Origin of the sequence: Vibrio barjaei, assembly GCF_001639065.2 — a bacterium.
Lineage (GTDB): Bacteria > Pseudomonadota > Gammaproteobacteria > Enterobacterales > Vibrionaceae > Vibrio > Vibrio barjaei.
The window spans coordinates 58,529-79,580 of sequence record NZ_LQXO02000023.1 but is presented as its reverse complement, the minus strand read 5'-3'; the positions used below and the strand labels follow the sequence as shown (position 1 = coordinate 79,580).

Here is a 21,052-nt window from a genome sequence, read left to right as displayed (position 1 = left end):
AGACTTTTACAGTACGAACTTCGACTGTCTCATATTGTTTTTTTATAGTTTTAGTTGTGTCCCGTGAGATATTTCTCTCGGATATAGTGCGAGTTGAGAATCACACTTATTTGTTTTTCAACGATTACCTACTTAGCACAGAGCGTGCCAGTTCTTAAAACCTTAAAAACCCTCGCTTATTCAAGAATTAACTATTAAATATCGGTCAAAATGACCGCTTTAATTTGGGTCAATATGACTCTATAATGCCTAGCATACTCATTACCATAAGTTGTAATCTCCTATGCAAGACATTTCTCCTTCCAACTTAATGGAGCTGACCATTGGCCTAGCCAGCAGCAATAACGACCAAGAACGCTTCGATTCGCTTATCAATACCATTAGAAAAACCATCATGTGTGACTGTGTTGCCTTATTATCACTTCAAGGTGATACGCTTGTCCCGCTCGCGATGCAAGGCTTAGGCCGCGATACTCTAGGGCGCAGGTTCGTTATTAGCGAACATCCAAGATTTGCTCAGATTTGCGCATCAACATCTCCGGTTATCTTTGATGCCGATTCTGAGTTGCCTGACCCATTTGATGGCTTGCTCATTGACCACCATGGCGATCTTCCAATGCACTCTTGTATGGGTTTGCCTTTAATTTTTGGCGACAAGATGTTGGGTGCCCTCACCCTCGATAGCCTTGGGACTAACGCTTTTGACCACATTCCGACGCGCAGTCTAGAAGTATTGTCTGCCATTGCTGCATCCACATTAAAAATGGCACTAACTTTCTCTCAGCTGGAATACCAAGCCAAGCAATCTAAACAACTGCTTGAAGAGCTCAACGTCGAAGCTTGGGAACGAGATAGCAGCGATATGATCGGTGATAGCGAATTAATGCGCGTGTTGAAATCTGATATCGAAATTGTCGCGCCATCAGATTTTAATATCTTGATTCACGGCGAGACCGGCGTTGGTAAAGAGTTGGTGGCACGTAATCTACATTACCAATCAACTCGCCGTCAAAATCCGTTAGTCTATGTTAACTGTGCGGCAATTCCTGAAAACCTTATCGAAAGTGAGTTGTTTGGCCATGTAAAAGGGGCGTTCACTGGTGCAGATAAAAATCGCATGGGTAAATTTGCGCTAGCCGATGGCGGGACACTATTTTTGGATGAAATTGGCGAGCTCCCACTTGCTGCACAAAGTAAGCTTTTACGAGCCCTGCAGAATAACGAAATTCAACCTGTCGGTAAGGATGAGATTCAAAAGATCAATGTCAGAGTCCTTGCCGCAACCAACCGTGAACTCAAAGAAGAAGTTGAACAAGGCAAGTTCCGTGCAGATCTTTATCACCGACTTAGTGTTTACCCAATTTCTGTACCGCCATTGCGTGAAAGAAACGGCGATATAGAGCTACTGGCTGGTTTCTTTCTGGAGCAAGCTCGACGTAAGCTTGGCATTAACCAAATCAAGCTAAGTCCAAATGTCGTATCTCATTTGAACCGCTATTCATGGCCCGGTAATGTTCGAGAACTAGAACATGTTATTAACCGAGCAGCTCTCAAAGCGAAAGCAAGGCTGTTTGATAAGAAGGTGGTCACCGTAAGCATTGACGACTGTGGTCATTTTAACGATGAAAGCCGTCTCACTGCGATAAAGCAGAGTAAAACAAGTGCGCCAATGATTGACCACTCGAAAGGCATTCGAGAGTCCACCGAAGAATATCAAAGAAGCTTGATATCCAATGCCTTAATAGAATGCGATTATAACTGGGCTAAGGCAAGCAGAGTCCTTAAAACTGATCGAGCTAACCTGATTCGCTTATCGAAGCGATTGGGAATTAGTGTGACCAAAAGCCACACCCTTTCTCGCAGTTAATGTTTACCGTACCAGAATCGTAAATAAGATGTTAATATCCGACGGTATGTCTCGCATACCGTCATTATAATTTTCTAAAAAACAACAAGACTGCTCAACAGGTTATTTATGAAGTTCATCCGTATTATTCTTGGTAAAATCATACTGCTATTAAATTTCGTTTTCTCTCCACGTGGCGTTAAACGCACTCCCGAAGCACAGCAACAAGCCGATCAAAAAGCGCAATCTATGCAGCTCTATCAATTTGAAGCGTGTCCCTTTTGTGTGAAGGTTCGTAGGGAAATGAAACGTCAATCTGTCAACATTGCATTGAAAGATGCTAAAAACGATTCTGTTGCACGTGACGAGCTTCTAGCGGGTGGCGGTAAAGTAAAAGTACCTTGCCTGAAGATCACTCAAGGTGGTGAAGAGAAATGGATGTATGAGTCTTCCGACATTGTTTCTTATCTACAAAAAGAGTTTGCTTAGGCGTTAAACAAATCGTCATTCCAATGTGTTTCTAGTTGTTAAGATCGGAATGTTCCCTAGGCTTGAAGGGAGTTTTGAGTAGCTCCCCTACCTGACTACGCAGGGGTGACGGCGGTTTCAGCGACTGAGTCTCAAACTCGTTTTTGTATCATACCCCCAAAAAAAGAGCTCAATATGAGCTCTTTTTAGTTTCCTAGTTACCGCTAAACAGCTTGTTGCAAGTTTTCGGCATACTTACCTTGCTGTGCCATTACAAAGAAGTTATCAATCCAATGTAGTATTAACGCAGAGTCTTGTGCTTTGCTTATCTCGATGAACGCTTGGTCATAATGCTGAGGTGTTAGGAGATGCTTTCGCTTCTCTACCAATTTTTCTGTGAAGCTGGAGCTAAACTCAGGATGTCCTTGTACTGTGAATATATGATTATCTTTCACAAGCATAAAGTTAGGGCAGAAATCATTAGTAGCAATAGCTTTCACGCCGCCAGGGACAATAATCACTTGGTCTTGGTGACTCACCAAAAGACGCGCGGAGTCTACAGACAGATTCATCCATTTCTTCTGAGCGGTGATTTGAACTTCGTAACTGCCAAGTCCCCATCCTTTTTCCGATTTTTGCACCGTGCCGCCGAGAGCTCTCGCAATAAGCTGATGACCAAAACAGATGCCTACTAATGGACGTCGACGTGCTTCACAGCGCGTTATCCAGTCCATGAGTTTCAAAATCCAGGGATGATTATCGTAAGCATTGTGTACACTACCTGTGATTATAAACCCATGGCATTCATCATGATGAGGTAACTCTCCTTTTGTCGCATCGTAGTTCTGAAAAGTGAACTCATTGTTGACCTCATAGAGAGAGGCCTCTATCATGTCTGCGTATTGACCATGGTCATCTGATAATGGCGAGTCCACATGGCCGCACGTTAATATCCCTATCTTCATTTATCACCTACTTCATAGTTGGCATTACAAATTCACTTTCTCTTTGCCCTTTAGGCCAGCGAGCAGTAACCGTCTTCATACGAGTATAGAAGCGCACGCCATCATTGCCATGAACATTGAGAGGTCCAAAGATTGAGCGCTTCCAACCACCAAAGCTATGAAATGCCATTGGCACTGGAATTGGCACGTTAACCCCTACCATACCGATTTCTACTTTCTCTGAGAAGTCGCGCGCGGTATCACCATCACGAGTGAAAATTGCAGTACCATTACCGAATTCGTGCTCATTAATAAGTTGCAGTGCTTCTTGATAATCTTTAGCACGTACGACCGACAAAACGGGACCAAAAATCTCTTCGTTATAAATGGTCATGTCTGGAGTAACATTGTCAAATAACGTCCCGCCTACAAAGTAACCTGGAGCAGAGGTATTGATGCCTCGCCCGTCCACTACAAGCGTTGCGCCTTGGTCAACACCACTTTGAATGTATTCCGTTACCTTATTCATGTGAGGCTCGCTCACCAATGGACCCATTTCGTTTTCAGGCGACACTCCCAGCCCTGGGCCTACGCGCAGTGCTTCCACTTTTTGTTTCAGCTGTTCCACTAATCGATCGGCAGTTTCATCACCAACAGCAACTGCTACGGAAATAGCCATACAACGCTCTCCCGCCGCACCATATGCAGCTCCCATAATAGCATTTGTCGCCCCTTCAAGGTCTGCATCAGGCATAACAACTAAGTGGTTCTTAGCTCCGCCTAGCGCTTGAACTCGTTTGCCATTTGCGCTTCCTTTGCTGTAGATAGCTTCAGCGATCGGCGTTGAACCTACGAAACTCACGGCTGCAACGTCTGGTGACTCAAGAAGCGCATCAACCACTTCTTTATCACCTTGAACAACATTAAAAACGCCATCAGGAAGACCTGCTTGTTTCAGCAACTCCGCCAGCTTCAAAGACGCACTCGGATCTTTTTCAGATGGTTTAAGGATAAAACTGTTTCCGCAGGCAAGCGCTACTGGGATCATCCATAGCGGTACCATCACAGGAAAGTTAAATGGTGTAATACCGACACAGACACCAACTGGTTGCATCAATGAATAGCTGTCTATTTCACGTCCAACATTGAGTGAATGTTCACCTTTTAACAGATGTGGGATACCACAAGAAAACTCAACCACTTCTAACCCACGTGTCAGTTCTCCTAGTGCATCGCTGTGTACTTTGCCATGCTCGGTAGAAATTAACGTAGCAAGCTCGTCCGCGTTCTCTTCAAGCAAAGCTTTGAATCTGAACATGACTCGAGCACGTTGCAATGGTGGTGTTGCTTGCCAAGCTTCTTGCGCCTGTTTCGCCACAGCGACAGCTTCTAGCGCTTCATTAGCACTTGATAGTTGGACTTGTCCTCGCAACTCACCATTTGCCGGGTTAAACAAGTCTGCGTTTCTTCCGCTGTGGCTCTCTACCATTTGGCCGTTGATAAAATTAGATACCAAAACTGACATAGTCTTATTCCTTGTAATCAATATTCTGCAAAACGTCTGCAATCAGAGTAAATAAATCGTCGATATGCTGCTTCTCAATAATCAGCGGCGGAGAAAGTGCGATGATGTCCCCAGTGACACGAATTAGTGCGCCCTTCTCAAAACACTTGGTAAATACTTGGAACGCTCTAGAGCCTGGTTTACCCGCAATCCCTTCTAACTCAATGCCAGCAATCAAACCATAATTGCGAAGGTCTTTTACGTGAGGTAGCCCTTTCAAGCTATGGACTGCTTGCTCCCAATAGTCTGAGAGCTCAGCCGCTCGTGTATAGAGATTCTCATTGCGATAAATATCTAGTGTCGCTAAACCAGCCGCTGCTGCTACTGGATGGCCGGAATAGGTGTAACCATGGAACAACTCGATAGCTTGACTATCTGGAGCCACCATCGCTTGGTAAATCTCGTCACTGACAAAAACGGCTCCCATAGGAATAGCACCATTAGTTAAGCCTTTAGCGGTAGTAATAATATCAGGCTTGACGTCAAACTCTTGCGCTGCAAAAGGACTACCGATGCGACCAAATCCAGTAATAACTTCATCAAATATCAATAGGATGCCATGTTGAGTACAGATCTCACGAAGACGTTTCAAGTAACCTTTAGGAGGAAGAATTACCCCTGTAGACCCGGCAATCGGCTCAACAATAACCGCAGCAATGTTACTCGCATCATGCAGAGTAACGATATTGTTTAGGCTTTCCGCCCAGCCGGGATCGTAATCAGGTAGCCCTTTGCTAAAGCCGCTATTTTCAATGCTCAATGTATGTGGAAGGTGGTCGACACCAGTTAACAGACTTCCAAATGTCTTGCGGTTATTAACAATTCCACCTACCGAAATACCACCAAATCCGACACCGTGATAACCACGCTCTCGACCAATTAGACGCGTACGAGTCCCTTGTCCGATGCATCTCTGATAAGCCAACGCAATTTTTAGTGCGGTATCAACAGATTCTGAACCTGAGTTAGTGAAAAATACGCGATTCAAACCTGATGGAGCGATTTCTGAGAGTGACTCAGCAAATTCAAATGGCAATGGATGGCCCATTTGGAATGTTGGCGCAAAGTCTAGATTGTGAATCTGACTCGCCACCGCTTCACTGATTTCATGACGCCCGTGTCCTGCATTACAGCACCATAGACCTGCTGTACCGTCGAGTATCTTGCGTTTATCTTCTGACGTGTAGTACATCCCTTCAGCTGAAACTAACATGCGTGGCGCTGATTTAAACTGCGAGTTAGCAGTAAACGGCATCCAAAAAGCATCCATATTTCCTGAACCAGTTGTACCTTGCTTGTTTATACCTTGCATCGTGCACTCCAACTAAAAATGCTGAACAGCATTGTTTCTTTTACTAAACACCGCTAAACACTCGAACTACAACATGTAAATGCAATGTTATTAAATAATGAACAAAATTGACTATAGAACGTTTTATTTTCCTATTCAATAATTAAATTATAAACATTTGCTGGTTTTTTCTGTTTAGTGAGCTAGGATTGTGTTTAGTTTACTAATCACAAAGGGAAGAGTTGGAGATTTCGCCCAATGGAAACAGAAATAGGACCAAGGTTTAAAGCACTAAGAGAACGTGCAGGCTTGTCACAACGTGAGTTAGCCAAAAGAGCCGGCGTGACTAATGGATTCATTTCTCAGATTGAAAGTAACGCTGTAAGCCCGTCTGTCGCTTCGCTGAGCAAACTACTTAGCAAGATCCCTTCATCTATGGCGGAGTTTTTTGCGGTTGATGAGCCAAAACCTGATCAGTTTTTCTCACGCAAACAGCAACAACCAGAAATAGGCCGAGGAAAGATTAGCTATCGCCAGATTGGCCACTATCACGACGACAGGCAAATTGGCATGTTGAGAGAAACACTCGCTCCAGGTGCAGACACCGGAGATGAGATGCTCGCTCACGAAGGTCAAGAATGCGGTGTTATTGTTCAAGGCGAGTTAGAGCTCACGGTCGACAGTGAAGTCGTCGTCCTACATGAAGGCGACAGCTATTATTTCGACAGTACACGTACTCACCGATTTAGAAATACTTCTGATATTGATTGCATCATTGTCAGTGCAAACTCACCAGCCAGTTTTTAAGGAAGAAGGTAAACAATATGGACACTATGACTTGGCATGATAAAGCCGAAGCGTTGAGTTTTCGTACCCAAGCTTTTATCAACGGACACTTTGTTGATTCAGTCTTCGGCGATACGTTTGAAATCATCAACCCATCTACAGGTCACCTATTGGCGCATGTAGCCCGCTGCACAGATAAAGATGTTGAGCTTGCAGTAAATGCTGCTCGCCAAGCGTTTGAGAGCCGAGTCTGGTGTGGTCTACCACCCGCAGAGCGTAAAGCGATCCTACTTAACTACGCTAAGCTCATTGACGAACATAAAGAAGAGTTTGCCCTTCTCGAATCACTCGATATGGGTAAACCGATATCAGATGCCATGGGATATGACGCGCCTGCTACCGCGCGCTGCATTCAATGGAACGCCGAAGCCATAGACAAAGTCTATGATGAAGTAGCCCCAGTAACAGAGGGAGCATTAGCACTTGTGACTCACGAAGCCCTAGGTGTCGTCGCGGCAATCGTACCTTGGAACTTCCCTACTGTTATGGCGGCTTGGAAGATTGGCCCCGCATTAGCAACTGGTAATTCGGTCATTGTGAAGCCTTCCGAGAAATCACCTCTCACCGCTATTTTGCTCGCTGACTTGGCTAAACAAGCAGGTATTCCAGACGGAGTATTTCAAGTGCTACCCGGTTTTGGCCATGAGGCAGGACAAGCATTAGCGCTTCACAACGATGTCGATTGTATCACTTTTACTGGTTCAACCGCCGTAGGTAAAAAGCTGTTATCTTTCGCGGGTGAATCTAACCTAAAACGTGCATTTATGGAATGTGGCGGCAAAAGCCCCCACATTGTGCATCACGACGTTAAAGATATAGAAAAGGCCGCTGCAACAGCAGCCTCCGCTATCTGTTACAATCAAGGGGAAGTATGCACGGCAGGCTCACGACTTCTGGTTCATTCCTCTATAAAGGATGAGTTTATTGAACTGGTTAAGAAATACATGGCAAATTGGCAGCCTGCCGATCCTCTTGAGAGTGATACACGGGTCGGTGCGATTGTAGATGCTGCACAGTTTGAGCGTGTGTTAAGTTACATCGACATTGGTCAGACAGAGGGGGCGACACTGGCTTACGGTGGTAAGCCTGCAATGAGCCACACCGATGGTTTCTTTATTCAACCCGCTTTGTTTACTGATGTCACACCCGATATGCGTATCTATAAAGAAGAGATTTTTGGGCCCGTTCTATGTGTTACCAGTTTTGACTCGATTGATGAAGCGATCCAACTTGCTAACGATAGCGAATACGGGTTGGCGGCAGGTATTTGGACATCTGACATGTCAACAGCCATTAAATGCTCTCGTGCGTTAAGAGCGGGAACGGTATTCGTGAACAACTGGGATGGCGGTGACATGACCATGCCGTTTGGTGGCTACAAGCAAAGTGGTAACGGGCGTGATAAGTCGTTACATGCTCTGCATAAATACACCGAAGTAAAATCGACGTGGATTGAATTAGACTAGAGTTTTCTAGTGTTGAAAAAAATAGCGAAGCTCATGCTTCGCTATTTTTTATTCAAAGACTTTAGAAAGTAGGAGGCGTTGCCGCACTAATAAGTTCACATTCGACCTTTCCCTTATTACGGAAGCGATGTGGTTTGCGAGTTTCAAAGTAATACGAATCGCCCGCCTTCAATACTCTGGTATGGCTGCCAACCGTAATCTCAATTTCTCCTCGAATAATGACACCACCTTCTTCTCCATCATGCTCGATGAAGTCAGTACCCGTATCGGAGCCTGGCGGATAAATCTCTCTCAAGACGGCTAATTGGCGCCCTTCTCGCTTTGCACCTACCAGCAACATTTTTATCTGTCCATCCCCTAAATCCGCCATCTGCTCAGCACTAAAAAAGATGTCATCTTTAGGCTCAACGTCGAGGGTGAAGAACTCACCCATTGAGATTGGTATGGCATCCAGGATCTTTTTCAAAGAGCCAACTGAGGGGTTTACTAAGTTCTGTTCTATTTGAGAGATCATGGAGTTGGTGACACCACTTCGTTTAGCGAGTTCACGTTGTGACATCCCTCGCATGGTACGAATTGTTTTTAGTTGCTTACCTACATCCATGTCTTTCTCCCAAATTAGAACTGATTACTTAACATCAACCACTTGCTGAACTATTGTTGACTCATTTTCATTTCAAGCAGCCTACGCTTTTCCGCCTTCGCCATCAACCACCACGCAATAAACGTGGCACAAGACACCGCTAATATGGTCAGTGTTGCTAATGCATTGATTTTAGGGCTAACACCTAAACGGACACTTGAGAATACCACCATAGGTAATGTTGTAGCGCTCGGACCAGATACAAAGCTCGCAATCACTAAGTCATCTAATGACAAGGTAAACGCCAATAACCACCCCGCCAAAATAGCGGGCGCAATCGAAGGTAGGGTAATCTGTAAGAAGACTTTCCAAGGTGGCGCTCCCAAGTCCATGGCAGCTTCTTCGATAGAGCGGTCTACTTCTTGAAGTCGAGAACTCACTACTACCGTGACATAAGCCGTACAGAAAGTTACATGCGCAATCCAAATGGTCATCATGCCTCGCTGGCTAAACAGGTCAAACACTTGTCCCATCGCAATGAATAACAATAGTAGAGAAAGACCTGTGATAACCTCTGGCATAACCAAGGGTGCCGTGATCATAAAGGCAAACCCAGTTTCACCTTTAAATTTCCCAAAGCGGTTCAATACAAATGCGGCGATAGTGCCCAGAACAACAGCCGCGCTGGCGGATAAAAAGCCAATTATCAAACTCAGCTTTACACCGCCCATGAGCAGATCATCTTCTAATAGCTCAAAATACCATTTAAACGAAAATCCAGACCATACGGTAACCAATCGGTTTTCGTTAAATGAATAAACAATCAAAATCAAAATTGGCAGATAAAGAAAGGTAAAACCCGCCGCCAAAATGCACCACTTCAGTTTGCTGTTATAGACCGGAATGTCGTTCATGCTTGCGCCTCCAGTTCACGTTTTTGATAACGATGGAACCATAAGATAGGCAACATCAAAATAAGCAACATTACGATAGCTACCGCCGAAGCGACTGGCCAATCTCGATTGTTAAAGAACTCTTGCCATAAGACTTTACCAATCAGTACTGTATCAGGCCCGCCAAGTAGTTCAGGAATAACAAACTCACCCACAGCAGGGATAAACACTAACATCGAGCCTGCGATAATACCGGCACGTGTCAATGGTACGAGTACCGTGAATAGTGTCGTTACTGGTTTCGCCCCAAGATCGCTTGCCGCTTCCAGTAAGGAGTAGTCCACTCGCATCAATGCGGTATAAAGTGGCAGAACCATAAAGGGTAAATAGGTATAGATAATACCGATATAAACCGCAGTGTCTGTGTGCAATATCTTTAGCGGTTCCTCAATAACACCAAGGGTCATCAACATATTGTTCAGAAGACCGTTATTCTTAAGAATTCCTATCCACGCATAAACTCGAATCAAAAAGCTGGTCCAGGACGGCAATATGATCAGCATTAACAGTACATTTCGTGTTGACGGCTTCGAGTGAACAATAGCCCAGGCAATCGGAAAACCAATCACTAAGCAAAGTAATGTTGAGATAAGCGCGATACGAATCGACTGTAAATACGACGATGCGTATAAGTCATCTTCTATCAGATATTGATAGTTGCCGACATTGAGTAATAGCTGCAATTGCTGCTCAGCATAACTAAGCAACTCAGAATAAGGTGGAATCGATATTTGAGCTTCAGCAAAACTGATTTTGAATACGATCAGAAACGGCAATAGAAAGAAAAGCAGTAACCATCCGTAGGGAACAGCAAGCAATAAGCACTTTGGCGTGGGAACAATACGCCAAATATTGAGTTTGGCTTGTTTCTTCATAGTTTCAGTACCACACAGCTTTCCATGTCCCAGCAAAGATTGACTCTTTGCTCCCACGTCGGCATACCCTTTCTCACACGGCTCGTGTTTTGCAGTGTTGCAGTGACTAACTTGCCAGAATCCAAACGAACATGGTAAATGGATTGGTTGCCCATATAGGCAATATCTTCCACTACCCCACTGCACGAATTACTAGAGTGATGGGTATGGTCGCATAACGTCATTTTTTCTGGTCTAACGGCTATCATTAAAGGGATACCCGGTGCACCTGAAATACCATGATTAATAGTAATCACATTCGATAGGTCTGGCGTTCGAACCGTTGATTTGTCGCTAAGATTGGTTTCTAGTACACCCTCAAAAATATTGACTGAGCCGATGAATTTCGCAGCAAATTTAGAGTTCGGATGTTCGTAAATCGCTTCTGGAGAACCAATTTGCACAAATTGGCCTTTGTTCATAATGGCGATACGTGTTGCCATAGTCATGGCTTCTTCTTGGTCATGTGTGACCATCACACAAGTAACACCCACACTTTCTAGTATGTCGACAACCTCAAGCTGCATTTTTTCGCGTAAGTTTTTATCCAGAGCGCCCATTGGCTCATCGAGCAAGAGTAGTTTTGGTTTTTTGGCTAGGCTTCTAGCGAGCGCAACACGCTGTTTTTGACCACCAGATAATTGGTGCGGTTTGCGCTTCGCGAAATCCGTCATTCGAACGAGTTCAAGCATGTGTTTTACGGTACTGGCAATTTCTTGGTTTGGCATACCATCTTGCTTTAATCCAAACGCAATGTTCTTTTCTACTGTCATGTGAGGAAACAGTGCGTACGACTGAAACATCATATTGACTGGTCGCTTGTATGGAGGGATATCGGCAAGATCTTCGCCATCAAGAATAATCTGTCCCGCGCTTGGCTGTTCAAATCCAGCGAGCATTCGTAACAAGGTCGATTTTCCGCAACCCGATGCGCCTAATAGCGCAAACAGCTCACCTTGGTTGATGGTAAGATCGATGTTATCTACCGCAAGATGGCCGCCGAAGTCCTTTGTCAGCCCTCGAATTTCTAATAATGGTTTTGGTGGCACTGGCGAAACATGTTGGTGATTGAGTTCTGTATCAAGTGACATCACTGTCATGGTAGTCTCCAAGCAAAATTGGCGACTCAAAGCGAGTCGCCAAATTAGGGTTTGATCAGTTCTTAATGAAATCCGTCCAAGCGCGAGTCATAGCGCGTGATGTTTTATGCGGTAACATCTTTGAGCTATATAACTTAGCTTGCGCTTCTTCTGTTGGGTAAATTCCTGGATCTTCCAAGATTTCTGCGTCAATAAACTCACGTGATGGTGGGTTTGGATTCGCATACCAAACATAGTTACTGATTTCAGCAATCACTTCTGGACGAAGTAGATAGTTGATGAACAAGTGAGCGTTTTCTGGGTGCTTCGCTTCTTTTGGAATCGCCATTAAATCAAACCAAGCCAGCGCTCCCTCTTTCGGAATCGAGTACGCCACTTCTACGCCATTGTCTGCTTCAGCTGCACGATCTGCCGCTTGCAGTACATCGCCTGACCAACCAATTGCAACACATACATCGCCGTTAGCTAGGTCATTAATGTACTGTGATGAGTGGAAGTAAGTGACATAAGGACGAACTTGCTTAAGCAGTGCAAGCGCATCTTTTTTATAAGCGTTAGGATCCGTACTGTTTGGATCTTTGCCGATATAGTTCAGCGCCGCTGCCATGATCTCTGTCGGAGCATTCAAGAAACCAACGCCACACTTAGAAAGTTTCTCCATGTTTTCTGGTTTGAATACTAAGTCCCAGCTATCCACTGGCGCGTCTTCACCCAGTACCTCTTTGACTTTAGCAACGTTGTAACCGATGCCAGTTGTGCCCCATAGATATGGCACAGAGTAAGCGTTATCAGGGTCGACCGTGTCCGCCAGAATTCCCATTAATTTAGGGTCTAGATTTTTGTAGTTTGTTAGCTTTGATTTATCCAGCTTTTGGAATGCGCCAGCTTTCGCTTGACGTCCCAAAAAGTCATTACTTGGCACGACTAAATCAAAGCCCGTATTACCAGATAATATCTTCGCCTCTAAGACTTCATTTGAGTCGAATACATCGTAAACAACCTTGATACCAGTCTCTTCTTCGAACTTTTTAATCGTGTCTTCTGCGATATAGTCTGACCAGTTATAGATATTGAGCACTTTTTCCTCAGCCGCATAGGATGTCATTGAGCTAAGTCCTATCGTCATCCCTAACGCGATACCGAAGCATGCTTTTGTTTTCTCCATTTGGATCTCCGTTCCTGTTTGCTCTTTGGTTAATACCTTTGGGTATAAATCTCGTCGGCTACTGCGAAACGTCGGCGAGTGTGTTGTCTAAGGCTATTTTTGCCTTGTCGATAAACTCATCAATTTCTGCACGCGTAATGATAAGCGGTGGTGAACAGATCATGGTGTCGCCAACAGCTCGCAACACGACACCCGCGGTAAAGCAGTGTTCACGACATCTCGTGCCGACATCGAGTTCTTTGTCAAAACGCTCATTGGTGGTCTTGTCTTTCACTAATTCTATAGCCCCGACCAGTCCTTTCGTTCTAGCTTCTGCCACCATTGGGTGTTCAAGAAGTTCATTCCAACGAGAAGCAAAATACGGAGCAATATCTTCGCGTACACGATTAACGATATTGTGTTTTTGCATCTCTTTAATATTGGCGATAGCAACTGCACATGCCGCTGGGTGACCCGAATAAGTAAAGCCATGAGCGAATTCAGTATCTGCGTCTGTTAGCACCTGTGCAACATGGTCTCGAACCATTACACCGCCAAGTGGTAAGTACCCGGAAGTAATGCCTTTCGCCATACACATCAGATCAGGTTTAATGTTGAATGTTTGGCTTGCGAACCACTCACCGGTGCGCCCAAAGCCACAAATGACTTCATCAGCAATAAGTAAGACCTCATACTTATCGCAGATACGTTGAATTTCAGGCCAGTAACTGTCCGGCGGAATAATAACGCCACCTGCACCTTGAATAGGTTCCGCAATAAACGCAGCAACATTGTCTTCACCCAGTTCTAGGATTTTTGCTTCTAGCTGCTGCGCACGTTCTAGACCAAATTCATTCGCGTCGGTCCCTTGTCCTTCACCAAAATGATAAGGTTGATCAATATGAACGATATTCGGTAGTGGTAGGCCACCTTGGGCATGCATAAATGCCATGCCACCTAGACTTGCCCCTGCCATCGTGCTGCCGTGATATGCATTCTTACGACTGATAATGGTTTGTTTATTTGGCTTATCTAAGCTTGCCCAGTAATGGCGCACCATTCTAACCACGGTGTCGTTGCACTCTGAGCCTGAACCGGTAAAGAACACGTGGTTCATGCCTTCAGGCGCTACTTCGGCAAGCAAAGTTGAAAGCTCTACAGCTGGTGGATGAGTGGTTTGGAAAAACAAATTGTAGTAAGGCAACTCTTGAAGTTGATTCGTCGCAGCCTCGATAAGTGGCTGGCAGTTATAGCCCATATTGACGCACCATAACCCTGCCATTCCATCTAGGATTTTGTTGTCATCTTCGTCGTAAATATAAATGCCTTCCGCTCGGGTAATAACGCGTGAGCCTTTATCGTTGAGTGCTTTAAAGTTGGTAAATGGGTGCAAGCAGTGTGCACTATCTTGTTCAATCCATTTAGACCCAGTTTGTTTTGACATAACTTAATTCCATTTCTCGCTGTATTAACGGGTTTGCTTTTATCTATAGCGTTGCCTGTTTTAAACGTTCAATAATAAGAACTCTCTTTCCCAAGAACTGATGACTTGGAAATACGTTCTGTACTCCTTACGTTTGATGGCCACGTAAGCAGATACGAATCGGTCACCTAAAATTTCTCTTAGCTCATCACTGTTTTCTAACAACACCAAAGCGTCTTCTAGGTTATGAGGAAGTGAGTATGGCTCAGTGGTCATATCACCAGTGCTTTTTTCCGTTGGTGTAAGCTTCTCTTTCATACCTAAGTAGCCACATGCCAACGTCAATGCCATGGCGAGATACGGGTTTGCATCCGCGCCAGCGTAACGGTTTTCAAGACGGCGAGACTCTTTGTCAGAGATAGGCACACGTAGTCCAACAGTACGGTTATCTTCACCCCAAGCCACATTCGTTGGTGCAGAGTCACCAAATACTAAACGGCGATAGGAGTTCACGTTAGGTGCGAAGAACGCAATAGCCGCTGGCGTGTATTTCTGCATACCGCCGATATAGTTCAAGAAAAGGTCACTGTTAGTACCATCATCGTTGGCAAACAGGTTTTTTCCATTTTTATCCACCAAACTCTGGTGAATATGCATCGCACTGCCTGGCTCATCTTCCATTGGTTTTGCCATAAAGGTGGCATACACATCATGTCTTAAAGCCGCTTCACGGACTGTGCGTTTAAATAAGAACACTTGGTCAGCTCTGTCGAGCGGCTCACCGTGGTCAAAGTTCAGCTCCATTTGTGCAGCGCCAGATTCATGTACCAAGGTATCGACGTCCAATTCTTGTGCTTCACAGTAGTCGTACATGTCTTCAAAAATAGGATCGAACTCATTCACCGCATCAATACTAAAAGACTGACGAGCTGTTTCAGGGCGTCCATTGCGACCAATTGGCGGCTCTAATGGGTAGTCCCAATCTAGATTTCTCTGTACCAGAAAGAATTCAAGTTCTGGGGCTACGACAGGTTGCCACCCCTCTTTGGCGTAGAGGCTCAGCACTCGACGCAGCACGGCTCTCGGTGAAATATCTACCGGATCGCCATCGACGGTAAAACAATCATGGATAACCTGAGCGGTAGGTTCTTTTGTCCAAGGGACAAAGCGAATGGTGTTTTGGTCAGGCTCCAGAGTCATATCCTTCTCTGTCAGGTCGATCATACTCTCATCGTCTGGCCAGTCTCCGGTAACGGTCTGGAAAAAAACCACTTCGGGAAGACGCATGCCCCCTTCTCGAAGGAATTTTTTCGCAGGCATAATCTTGCCTCGCGCGTTGCCTGTAATATCGGGGATCAGGCACTCAACTTCAGTAATACGGTTCTCTTCTATCCATTTCCTAATCGTTTCCATAAATCCTTCTTTTTCAAAAATTGCTCAACGAATTTATCAATAAGCTCCATTTAGGATTGGCAGCAAGCTGTACAATTGTCAAACAAATATGTTAATTATTTTGTAACTTTTGAGATACTGATTAACATTTTATATACATTTGTGTTGTCTTTTACTGAACATTATGTCTAAGGTTAAAAAGCAACCAGTGGCGCAAGATTCAAAACAAAAGGCTTGCTATACATGGATAGGTTGGAGATAAGTGGAGGAACCACAGTGGGAACAAGTCAACTTTCAAACAGTGCTGACAACATAGAACCAATACAGGTTAGTCACGATAAGCTAACAATTGAACGATTTATTGAACACCACCCGGACGTAACAACATTGGATCTCATATTGTTCGATATGAACGGCGTAGTGAGAGGTAAGCGCGTTCCTGTATCACAACTCAATAAAGTGCTAGCGCAAGGTATTTGTCTTCCGGCTTCCGTGTTTGCCTTAGATATCTGTGGTGAAACCGTAGAAGAGACCGGCTTAGGATTCGAAAAAGGCGATGGTGACAGAATTTGTCGTATGGTCACAAGTTCTTTGGCTATCACGCCATGGCAGGAAAACAGTGCTCAAGCCATTGTGACTATGTTTGAACCCACATCCAATCAACCGTTTTTTGCCGACCCTCGCCACGTACTAGAAGTACAGCTAGACAAATTAGCTACGAAAAGCTTCAAGCCATGTATTGCCGTTGAGCTCGAGTTCTACTTGCAAGACCTCGAACCTGATGAGGCGGGTAACCCGCAACCACCGTTGATGCCAATCAGCGGTGAAAGAATGACACAAACGCAAGTTTACTCACTGGAAGAGCTCGATGAGTTTAAAGCGTTTCTCGATGAGGTGATTGAGACCTGCAACGCTCAAAATATCCCTGCCGACAATATCACCGCCGAATACGCACCTGGGCAATTCGAGGTCAACCTCAAACATACGAGCGATGTACTTCTGGCGTGTGACCAAGCTATGTTGCTAAAACGCGTAGTGCGAGCAGTAGCAAAGAAACACGGCTTTTACGCCAATTTCATGGCCAAGCCCTACACAGAGTATGCTGGTAACGGCTGCCATGTCCATATCAGCCTGCAAGACGAAGTCGGCAACAACGTATTTGGTGAAAATGAAGAACTACTACTCAATGCCATTGCAGGCGTTCTCGCTCATTTAGAAGATAGCATGGCAATATTTGCCCCCAATGCGAACTCCTATCGTCGACTTCAACCCAATATGTTTGTACCACTTCACGCTACGTGGGGATGGGACAATCGCACTGTAGCGGTAAGAATTCCAGCGAGCGGTACCGAAGACAAACGAATTGAACATCGACTCTCTGGCGCGGACGTAAACCCTTATCTCACCGTCGCAGTGTTACTAGCATCAATAATTGATGGGATAGAAAACAAACTGACGCCACCAGCCCCAATTGAAGGTGACGCTACCCTACTGGAACTGCCTATGCTTCCTATTTCATGGGACATGTCTCTCCATGAGTTTGAAAACAGTCAGTTTATGAAAAGCAGTTTTGGTGAAGAGTTTTGTAAAGTCTATCTTGCTAATAAAAAACATGAACAGGCGCGCTTTTCAGCACAAGTCTCTCCATTAGAATATCAGTGGTACAAATAAGTAAGGATACAAAATGAAAGTCAAACACACAGACTCTTACTATGCAGCATCAAGAAATCAGCATTTCGATTTCCCCAAACTTATGGGAGAACATGTTGCCGACGTCTGTGTGATAGGCTCCGGAATCACCGGAGCCACCGCTGCATTGGAGTTGGCTAACAAAGGCTTTAAAGTCATTGTGTTAGAAGCTAACCGCGTTGGCTGGGGGGCTTCTGGTCGCAGTGGAGGCCAAGCGATCTTCGGTTGGGCATCAGAGCAAGACACTCTTGAGAAACTAGTCGGCAAATCCGATGCTAAAAAGCTTTGGGACATCTCGGTTGAAGCGCTGGCATTAACGAAATCGAACATCAACAAATACAACATTGATTGTGACTGGCGTGATGGCATGGTTCATGTGGGTATGAAGCCTCGTCACGATAAAGAGTTACAAGCATGGTATGACGATTTAACTGAAAACTATGGGTATGAATCATTAGAAATGTGGGACAAAGATGAAGTCGCCAGCCGCATTGCTAGTACCAAGTATACCTCTGGAATGTTTGATAGTAACAGTGGCCACTTACACCCGCTCAACTATACCCTAGGTTTAGTTAATGCAGCCAAACTCGCCGGGGCAGAATTTTATGAAGATAGCGCAGTAAACAAGATTGAACATGGTGATCCGGCAACGCTGTTTACTAAAGATGGAAAAGTAAAAGCAAATCACGTCATTCTTGCTTGTAATGCCTATATGGAAGGGCTGGAATCGAAACTCGAAAATAAAGTAATGCCTGTTGGCACTTATATTTGTGCGACCGAACCATTGGGCGAGGAAGTAACAGGAGCGCTGATGCAAGATCATATCTCAGCTTGCGATATCAACTTCGTTCTCGATTACTACCGATGTTCCGGTGACCACCGTATGCTATTTGGCGGAAGGGTGAGTTATTCAGGCGTCGCACCACTTAACTTGGAAAAAGCCATGCGCGCGCGGATGCTTGATATATTCCCACAGCTTAAAGACACAAAAATCGAATACGCTTGGGGCGGAAATGTCGCCATCACTATGAATCGAGCCCCCCACTTTGGCCGGCTAAAACCAAACGTCTATTTTGCGCAAGGTTTTTCAGGCCATGGTATCGCCGCGACAGGTATGGCGGGTACATTAATGGCGGAGTGTATTGCGACCACAGCAGAGAGATTCTCTATATTTGATAGAATCAAACACATGCCCTTTCCTGGTGGCCGAATGTTTAGAACCCCAGCGTTAGTTTTGGCCATGTCTTATTTTAGAGTTCGAGACCTTTTATAAGGTAGATAAAAAAGGAGCTACTAGTAGCTCCTTTTTTAGAATTTTAAATATTGAATTAACCAACAACCTATTGAGTTATATTAACGTCATAGTTTGATAGATAATGCACAACGCTTTTCTTAGGAATTTAATTGTTATGTTAATTAAAACCCCATCATTACTTTAATAGCCCCGAATGGACTTGTAGTCCCATTTGGGTCAAGGAATAAATTTTCCCTTCCCCCTTAAACACCAACCCTGCTTTAACTAATTGACGCAAATGAAAATTGAATTTGGTGTGATCCTCGACTCCCACTACTCGACATAAATCCATGAACTTCATTTTACGGTGCAGTCGTAATTGTTTAAGCACTTGTCGTCGAATAGGATTCGACAGAGCGCTAAACACTAAATCGTCATCCCGTTCTAGCTTGGGGGACTTAGGAGATCGCTGAGTATGAATTCGTTTCAAGGTTGTCGAAACCGTAGTGAGGTTAAAAGGTTTCGTAAGAAACTCGTCCTGGCGACCTTGAAGGTTGCTAAGCCCGTGACACTTCCTAGGTCGTCAGCGTAAATAACAAGATAAAGCTCAGACCACTCATGCAGACCATGTAATAAACCGAACGCAGCAAGCGTCGGTAATGCCGATGCCATTGAAATACGACTTTGACTCAGGTCTCGGAACAATATAGCGAAAAAGATCGCAAAGAAAGCGAGTCCATAAACCAAATAAACTGAAAAAGTAAGTAATTCATCCATACTTTGTAATATTTTAATTCACATCGTCAAGTTACCTATTAATAGAAGTATTACATGCTAAAACAACCAAGTAAAATGTTGTGAAGTTTTATTATCAGATAAGTATCTTTTTATATAAATCTTTGCGTTAAATAGCACTGACACGTACTTGCTTAATATAACTGTAATATTTGATTCTTAATCTCCGCTTTGTTGATTGGTACATACCGATTAATGGATTGAGTAGTTTCAATCACCTTAGTTTTATTTGAACACAAAACTAAACCGGGCCATTAAAAAGTATTACTCCTTTTTAATGGCCCACACTAAACGAATTATATCGGAGATATATTGTGAAATTTATCAGAGCAGCTCTCTTGTCTTCTGTGTTAGTCACTGCATCATTCGGCTTGGCAGCAAAGACCACTATTAACGGTGCGGGTGCGACTTTCCCTCATCCAATCTATGCAAAGTGGGCTGAGCAATACCAAAAGGAAACGGGTATCCAGATCAACTATCAAGCTATCGGTTCTGGTGGTGGCATTCGTCAGATCACAGCAAAAACGGTAGACTTTGGCGCGACAGATGCACCGCTTACCATCGAAGAGTTGAACAAAGAAGACATGATTCAATTTCCTATGGTCATGGGCGCGATTGTCCCTGTAATCAACCTCCCAGGTATCAAGGCAGGTCAATTAAAACTGACAGGCAAAGTATTAGCTGATATCTACTTAGGAAATATCAAGAACTGGAACGATAAAGCTATTACGGGACTTAACCCAGATATAGTGATCCCGAACCAACCTATTTATGTTGTCCACCGCTCTGATGGGTCAGGTACTACATTCAATTTCACTGAATATCTTGATCAAGTTAGCCCCGAATGGCACGAAAAAATCGGTGCAAGCAAAGACATCGCATTGCCTTCGGCAGCGACGGCAATTGGTGGAAACGGTAACGCTGGTGTCGCCAACTTCGTTACGCGCACTCGCGGTGCTATCGGCTATGTAGAATATGCATTCGCTAAACAAAATGATTTGGCGTACACACAAATGCAGGCTCGCGATGGCGCATATCTAATGCCAACCATGAAAACATTCCAAGCCGCAGCCGCAAACGCCGATTGGGAAGACGCTCCAGGATATCATTTGCTTCTTAATAACCAACCGGGGGCTAATTCATGGCCAATGACCGCCGCAACTTTCATCTTAATGCATAAGAATCAACCTGACGCCAAGAAAGCACAAGAGATTATTAAGTTCTTTGAATGGAGCTATACCCAAGGCAAAGCTGCTGAAGAACTCGACTATATTCCAATGCCGAAGAAAGTCGTTAGCATGGTTAATGACACTTGGAAACAAAGTCTAAAAACCAACAATCAAGCCATTATTAAATAATTCACTATTAACGAGCCTCGCCTCTCGAGGTCTAGGCTCGTA

At 44.4% G+C, this 21,052-nt stretch carries 18 protein-coding genes and 1 pseudogene; 7 read left to right on the top strand and 12 right to left on the bottom strand.

Features of this window, described 5'->3' with window-relative positions; all coding sequences use genetic code 11:
* The first annotated feature begins 283 nt into the window (after nt 1-283).
* Nucleotides 284-1,867, top strand: a complete 1,584-nt coding sequence (gene norR / locus AWH66_RS12150) for a nitric oxide reductase transcriptional regulator NorR (RefSeq protein WP_063606873.1) — start codon at nt 284-286, stop codon at nt 1,865-1,867.
* 108 nt (nt 1,868-1,975) lie between these two features.
* Nucleotides 1,976-2,335, top strand: coding sequence for a glutaredoxin family protein (locus AWH66_RS12145; RefSeq protein WP_063606872.1), 360 nt, complete (start codon nt 1,976-1,978; stop codon nt 2,333-2,335).
* A 203-nt stretch (nt 2,336-2,538) separates the two neighbouring features.
* Here the strand turns inward: AWH66_RS12145 and AWH66_RS12140 are convergent, their stop codons facing one another.
* From AWH66_RS12140 to aptA, 3 genes are read right to left on the bottom strand one after another with little or no spacing between them, the layout of a single operon-like run.
* Nucleotides 2,539-3,279: a type 1 glutamine amidotransferase gene (locus AWH66_RS12140; protein ID WP_063606871.1), complete on the bottom strand. Its 741-nt coding sequence runs from the start codon at nt 3,277-3,279 to the stop codon at nt 2,539-2,541.
* Between the two features lie 7 nt (nt 3,280-3,286).
* Nucleotides 3,287-4,783, bottom strand: a complete 1,497-nt coding sequence (locus tag AWH66_RS12135; protein WP_063606870.1) for a CoA-acylating methylmalonate-semialdehyde dehydrogenase — start codon at nt 4,781-4,783, stop codon at nt 3,287-3,289.
* 4 nt (nt 4,784-4,787) lie between these two features.
* Complete coding sequence (aptA, locus tag AWH66_RS12130; protein WP_063606869.1) at nt 4,788-6,134, bottom strand: omega-aminotransferase AptA; 1,347 nt, start codon at nt 6,132-6,134, stop codon at nt 4,788-4,790.
* Nucleotides 6,135-6,371: 237 nt separating this feature from the next.
* Here aptA and AWH66_RS12125 point away from each other — a divergent pair, with 237 nt between their 5' ends.
* Nucleotides 6,372-6,920, top strand: coding sequence for a cupin domain-containing protein (locus AWH66_RS12125; RefSeq protein ID WP_038227041.1), 549 nt, complete (start codon nt 6,372-6,374; stop codon nt 6,918-6,920).
* A 17-nt stretch (nt 6,921-6,937) separates the two neighbouring features.
* On the top strand, nt 6,938-8,425 hold the full coding sequence (locus tag AWH66_RS12120) for an aldehyde dehydrogenase (RefSeq protein WP_063606868.1): 1,488 nt from the start codon (nt 6,938-6,940) through the stop codon (nt 8,423-8,425).
* A gap of 61 nt (nt 8,426-8,486) precedes the next feature.
* Here AWH66_RS12120 and AWH66_RS12115 read toward each other — a convergent pair whose 3' ends face one another.
* Genes AWH66_RS12115 through AWH66_RS12085 form a run of 7 tightly spaced genes read right to left on the bottom strand, consistent with a single transcriptional unit; the run spans nt 8,487 to nt 15,955 of the window.
* Nucleotides 8,487-9,029: a cupin domain-containing protein gene (locus AWH66_RS12115; RefSeq protein ID WP_006069549.1), complete on the bottom strand. Its 543-nt coding sequence runs from the start codon at nt 9,027-9,029 to the stop codon at nt 8,487-8,489.
* Between the two features lie 50 nt (nt 9,030-9,079).
* On the bottom strand, nt 9,080-9,922 hold the full coding sequence (locus AWH66_RS12110; RefSeq protein ID WP_063606867.1) for an ABC transporter permease subunit: 843 nt from the start codon (nt 9,920-9,922) through the stop codon (nt 9,080-9,082).
* The gene (potH, locus tag AWH66_RS12105) at nt 9,919-10,836 is read right to left on the bottom strand and encodes a putrescine ABC transporter permease PotH (protein WP_063606866.1); all 918 of its coding nucleotides are present in this window, start codon (nt 10,834-10,836) and stop codon (nt 9,919-9,921) included. Before potH ends, AWH66_RS12110 begins: the two co-directional genes overlap by 4 nt.
* Nucleotides 10,833-11,975, bottom strand: coding sequence for a putrescine ABC transporter ATP-binding subunit PotG (potG, locus tag AWH66_RS12100; RefSeq protein ID WP_063606865.1), 1,143 nt, complete (start codon nt 11,973-11,975; stop codon nt 10,833-10,835). Before potG ends, potH begins: the two co-directional genes overlap by 4 nt.
* Before the next feature lie 55 nt (nt 11,976-12,030).
* Nucleotides 12,031-13,140 carry a polyamine ABC transporter substrate-binding protein gene (locus AWH66_RS12095; protein ID WP_063606864.1) on the bottom strand — a complete coding sequence of 370 codons (1,110 nt, stop codon included), beginning with the start codon at nt 13,138-13,140 and terminating at the stop codon, nt 12,031-12,033.
* A gap of 58 nt (nt 13,141-13,198) precedes the next feature.
* A complete protein-coding gene (locus tag AWH66_RS12090; RefSeq protein ID WP_063606863.1) occupies nt 13,199-14,563 on the bottom strand; it encodes an aspartate aminotransferase family protein in 1,365 nt (454 codons plus the stop codon).
* A 60-nt stretch (nt 14,564-14,623) separates the two neighbouring features.
* Nucleotides 14,624-15,955: a glutamine synthetase family protein gene (locus AWH66_RS12085; RefSeq protein ID WP_063606862.1), complete on the bottom strand. Its 1,332-nt coding sequence runs from the start codon at nt 15,953-15,955 to the stop codon at nt 14,624-14,626.
* 237 nt (nt 15,956-16,192) lie between these two features.
* Between AWH66_RS12085 and AWH66_RS12080 the strand changes: the two genes are divergently transcribed.
* Together AWH66_RS12080 and AWH66_RS12075 are read left to right on the top strand one after the other, a co-directional pair.
* Complete coding sequence (locus AWH66_RS12080) at nt 16,193-17,605, top strand: glutamine synthetase family protein (RefSeq protein WP_083400031.1); 1,413 nt, start codon at nt 16,193-16,195, stop codon at nt 17,603-17,605.
* 13 nt (nt 17,606-17,618) lie between these two features.
* Nucleotides 17,619-18,896 carry an NAD(P)/FAD-dependent oxidoreductase gene (locus tag AWH66_RS12075; protein ID WP_063606861.1) on the top strand — a complete coding sequence of 426 codons (1,278 nt, stop codon included), beginning with the start codon at nt 17,619-17,621 and terminating at the stop codon, nt 18,894-18,896.
* Nucleotides 18,897-19,053: 157 nt separating this feature from the next.
* Here AWH66_RS12075 and AWH66_RS25430 read toward each other — a convergent pair.
* Nucleotides 19,054-19,395, bottom strand: a pseudogene (locus tag AWH66_RS25430) (winged helix-turn-helix domain-containing protein); the annotation flags it as partial.
* Nucleotides 19,344-19,634 (bottom strand): hypothetical protein, encoded by a 291-nt coding sequence (locus AWH66_RS26290; RefSeq protein WP_063606860.1) that lies wholly within the window; start codon nt 19,632-19,634, stop codon nt 19,344-19,346. The pseudogene AWH66_RS25430 and the gene AWH66_RS26290, both read right to left, overlap by 52 nt.
* Nucleotides 19,635-19,966: 332 nt before the next feature.
* Here AWH66_RS26290 and pstS point away from each other — a divergent pair, with 332 nt between their 5' ends.
* Nucleotides 19,967-21,010, top strand: a complete 1,044-nt coding sequence (pstS, locus tag AWH66_RS12065) for a phosphate ABC transporter substrate-binding protein PstS (RefSeq protein ID WP_063606859.1) — start codon at nt 19,967-19,969, stop codon at nt 21,008-21,010.
* Nucleotides 21,011-21,052: the final 42 nt, after the last annotated feature.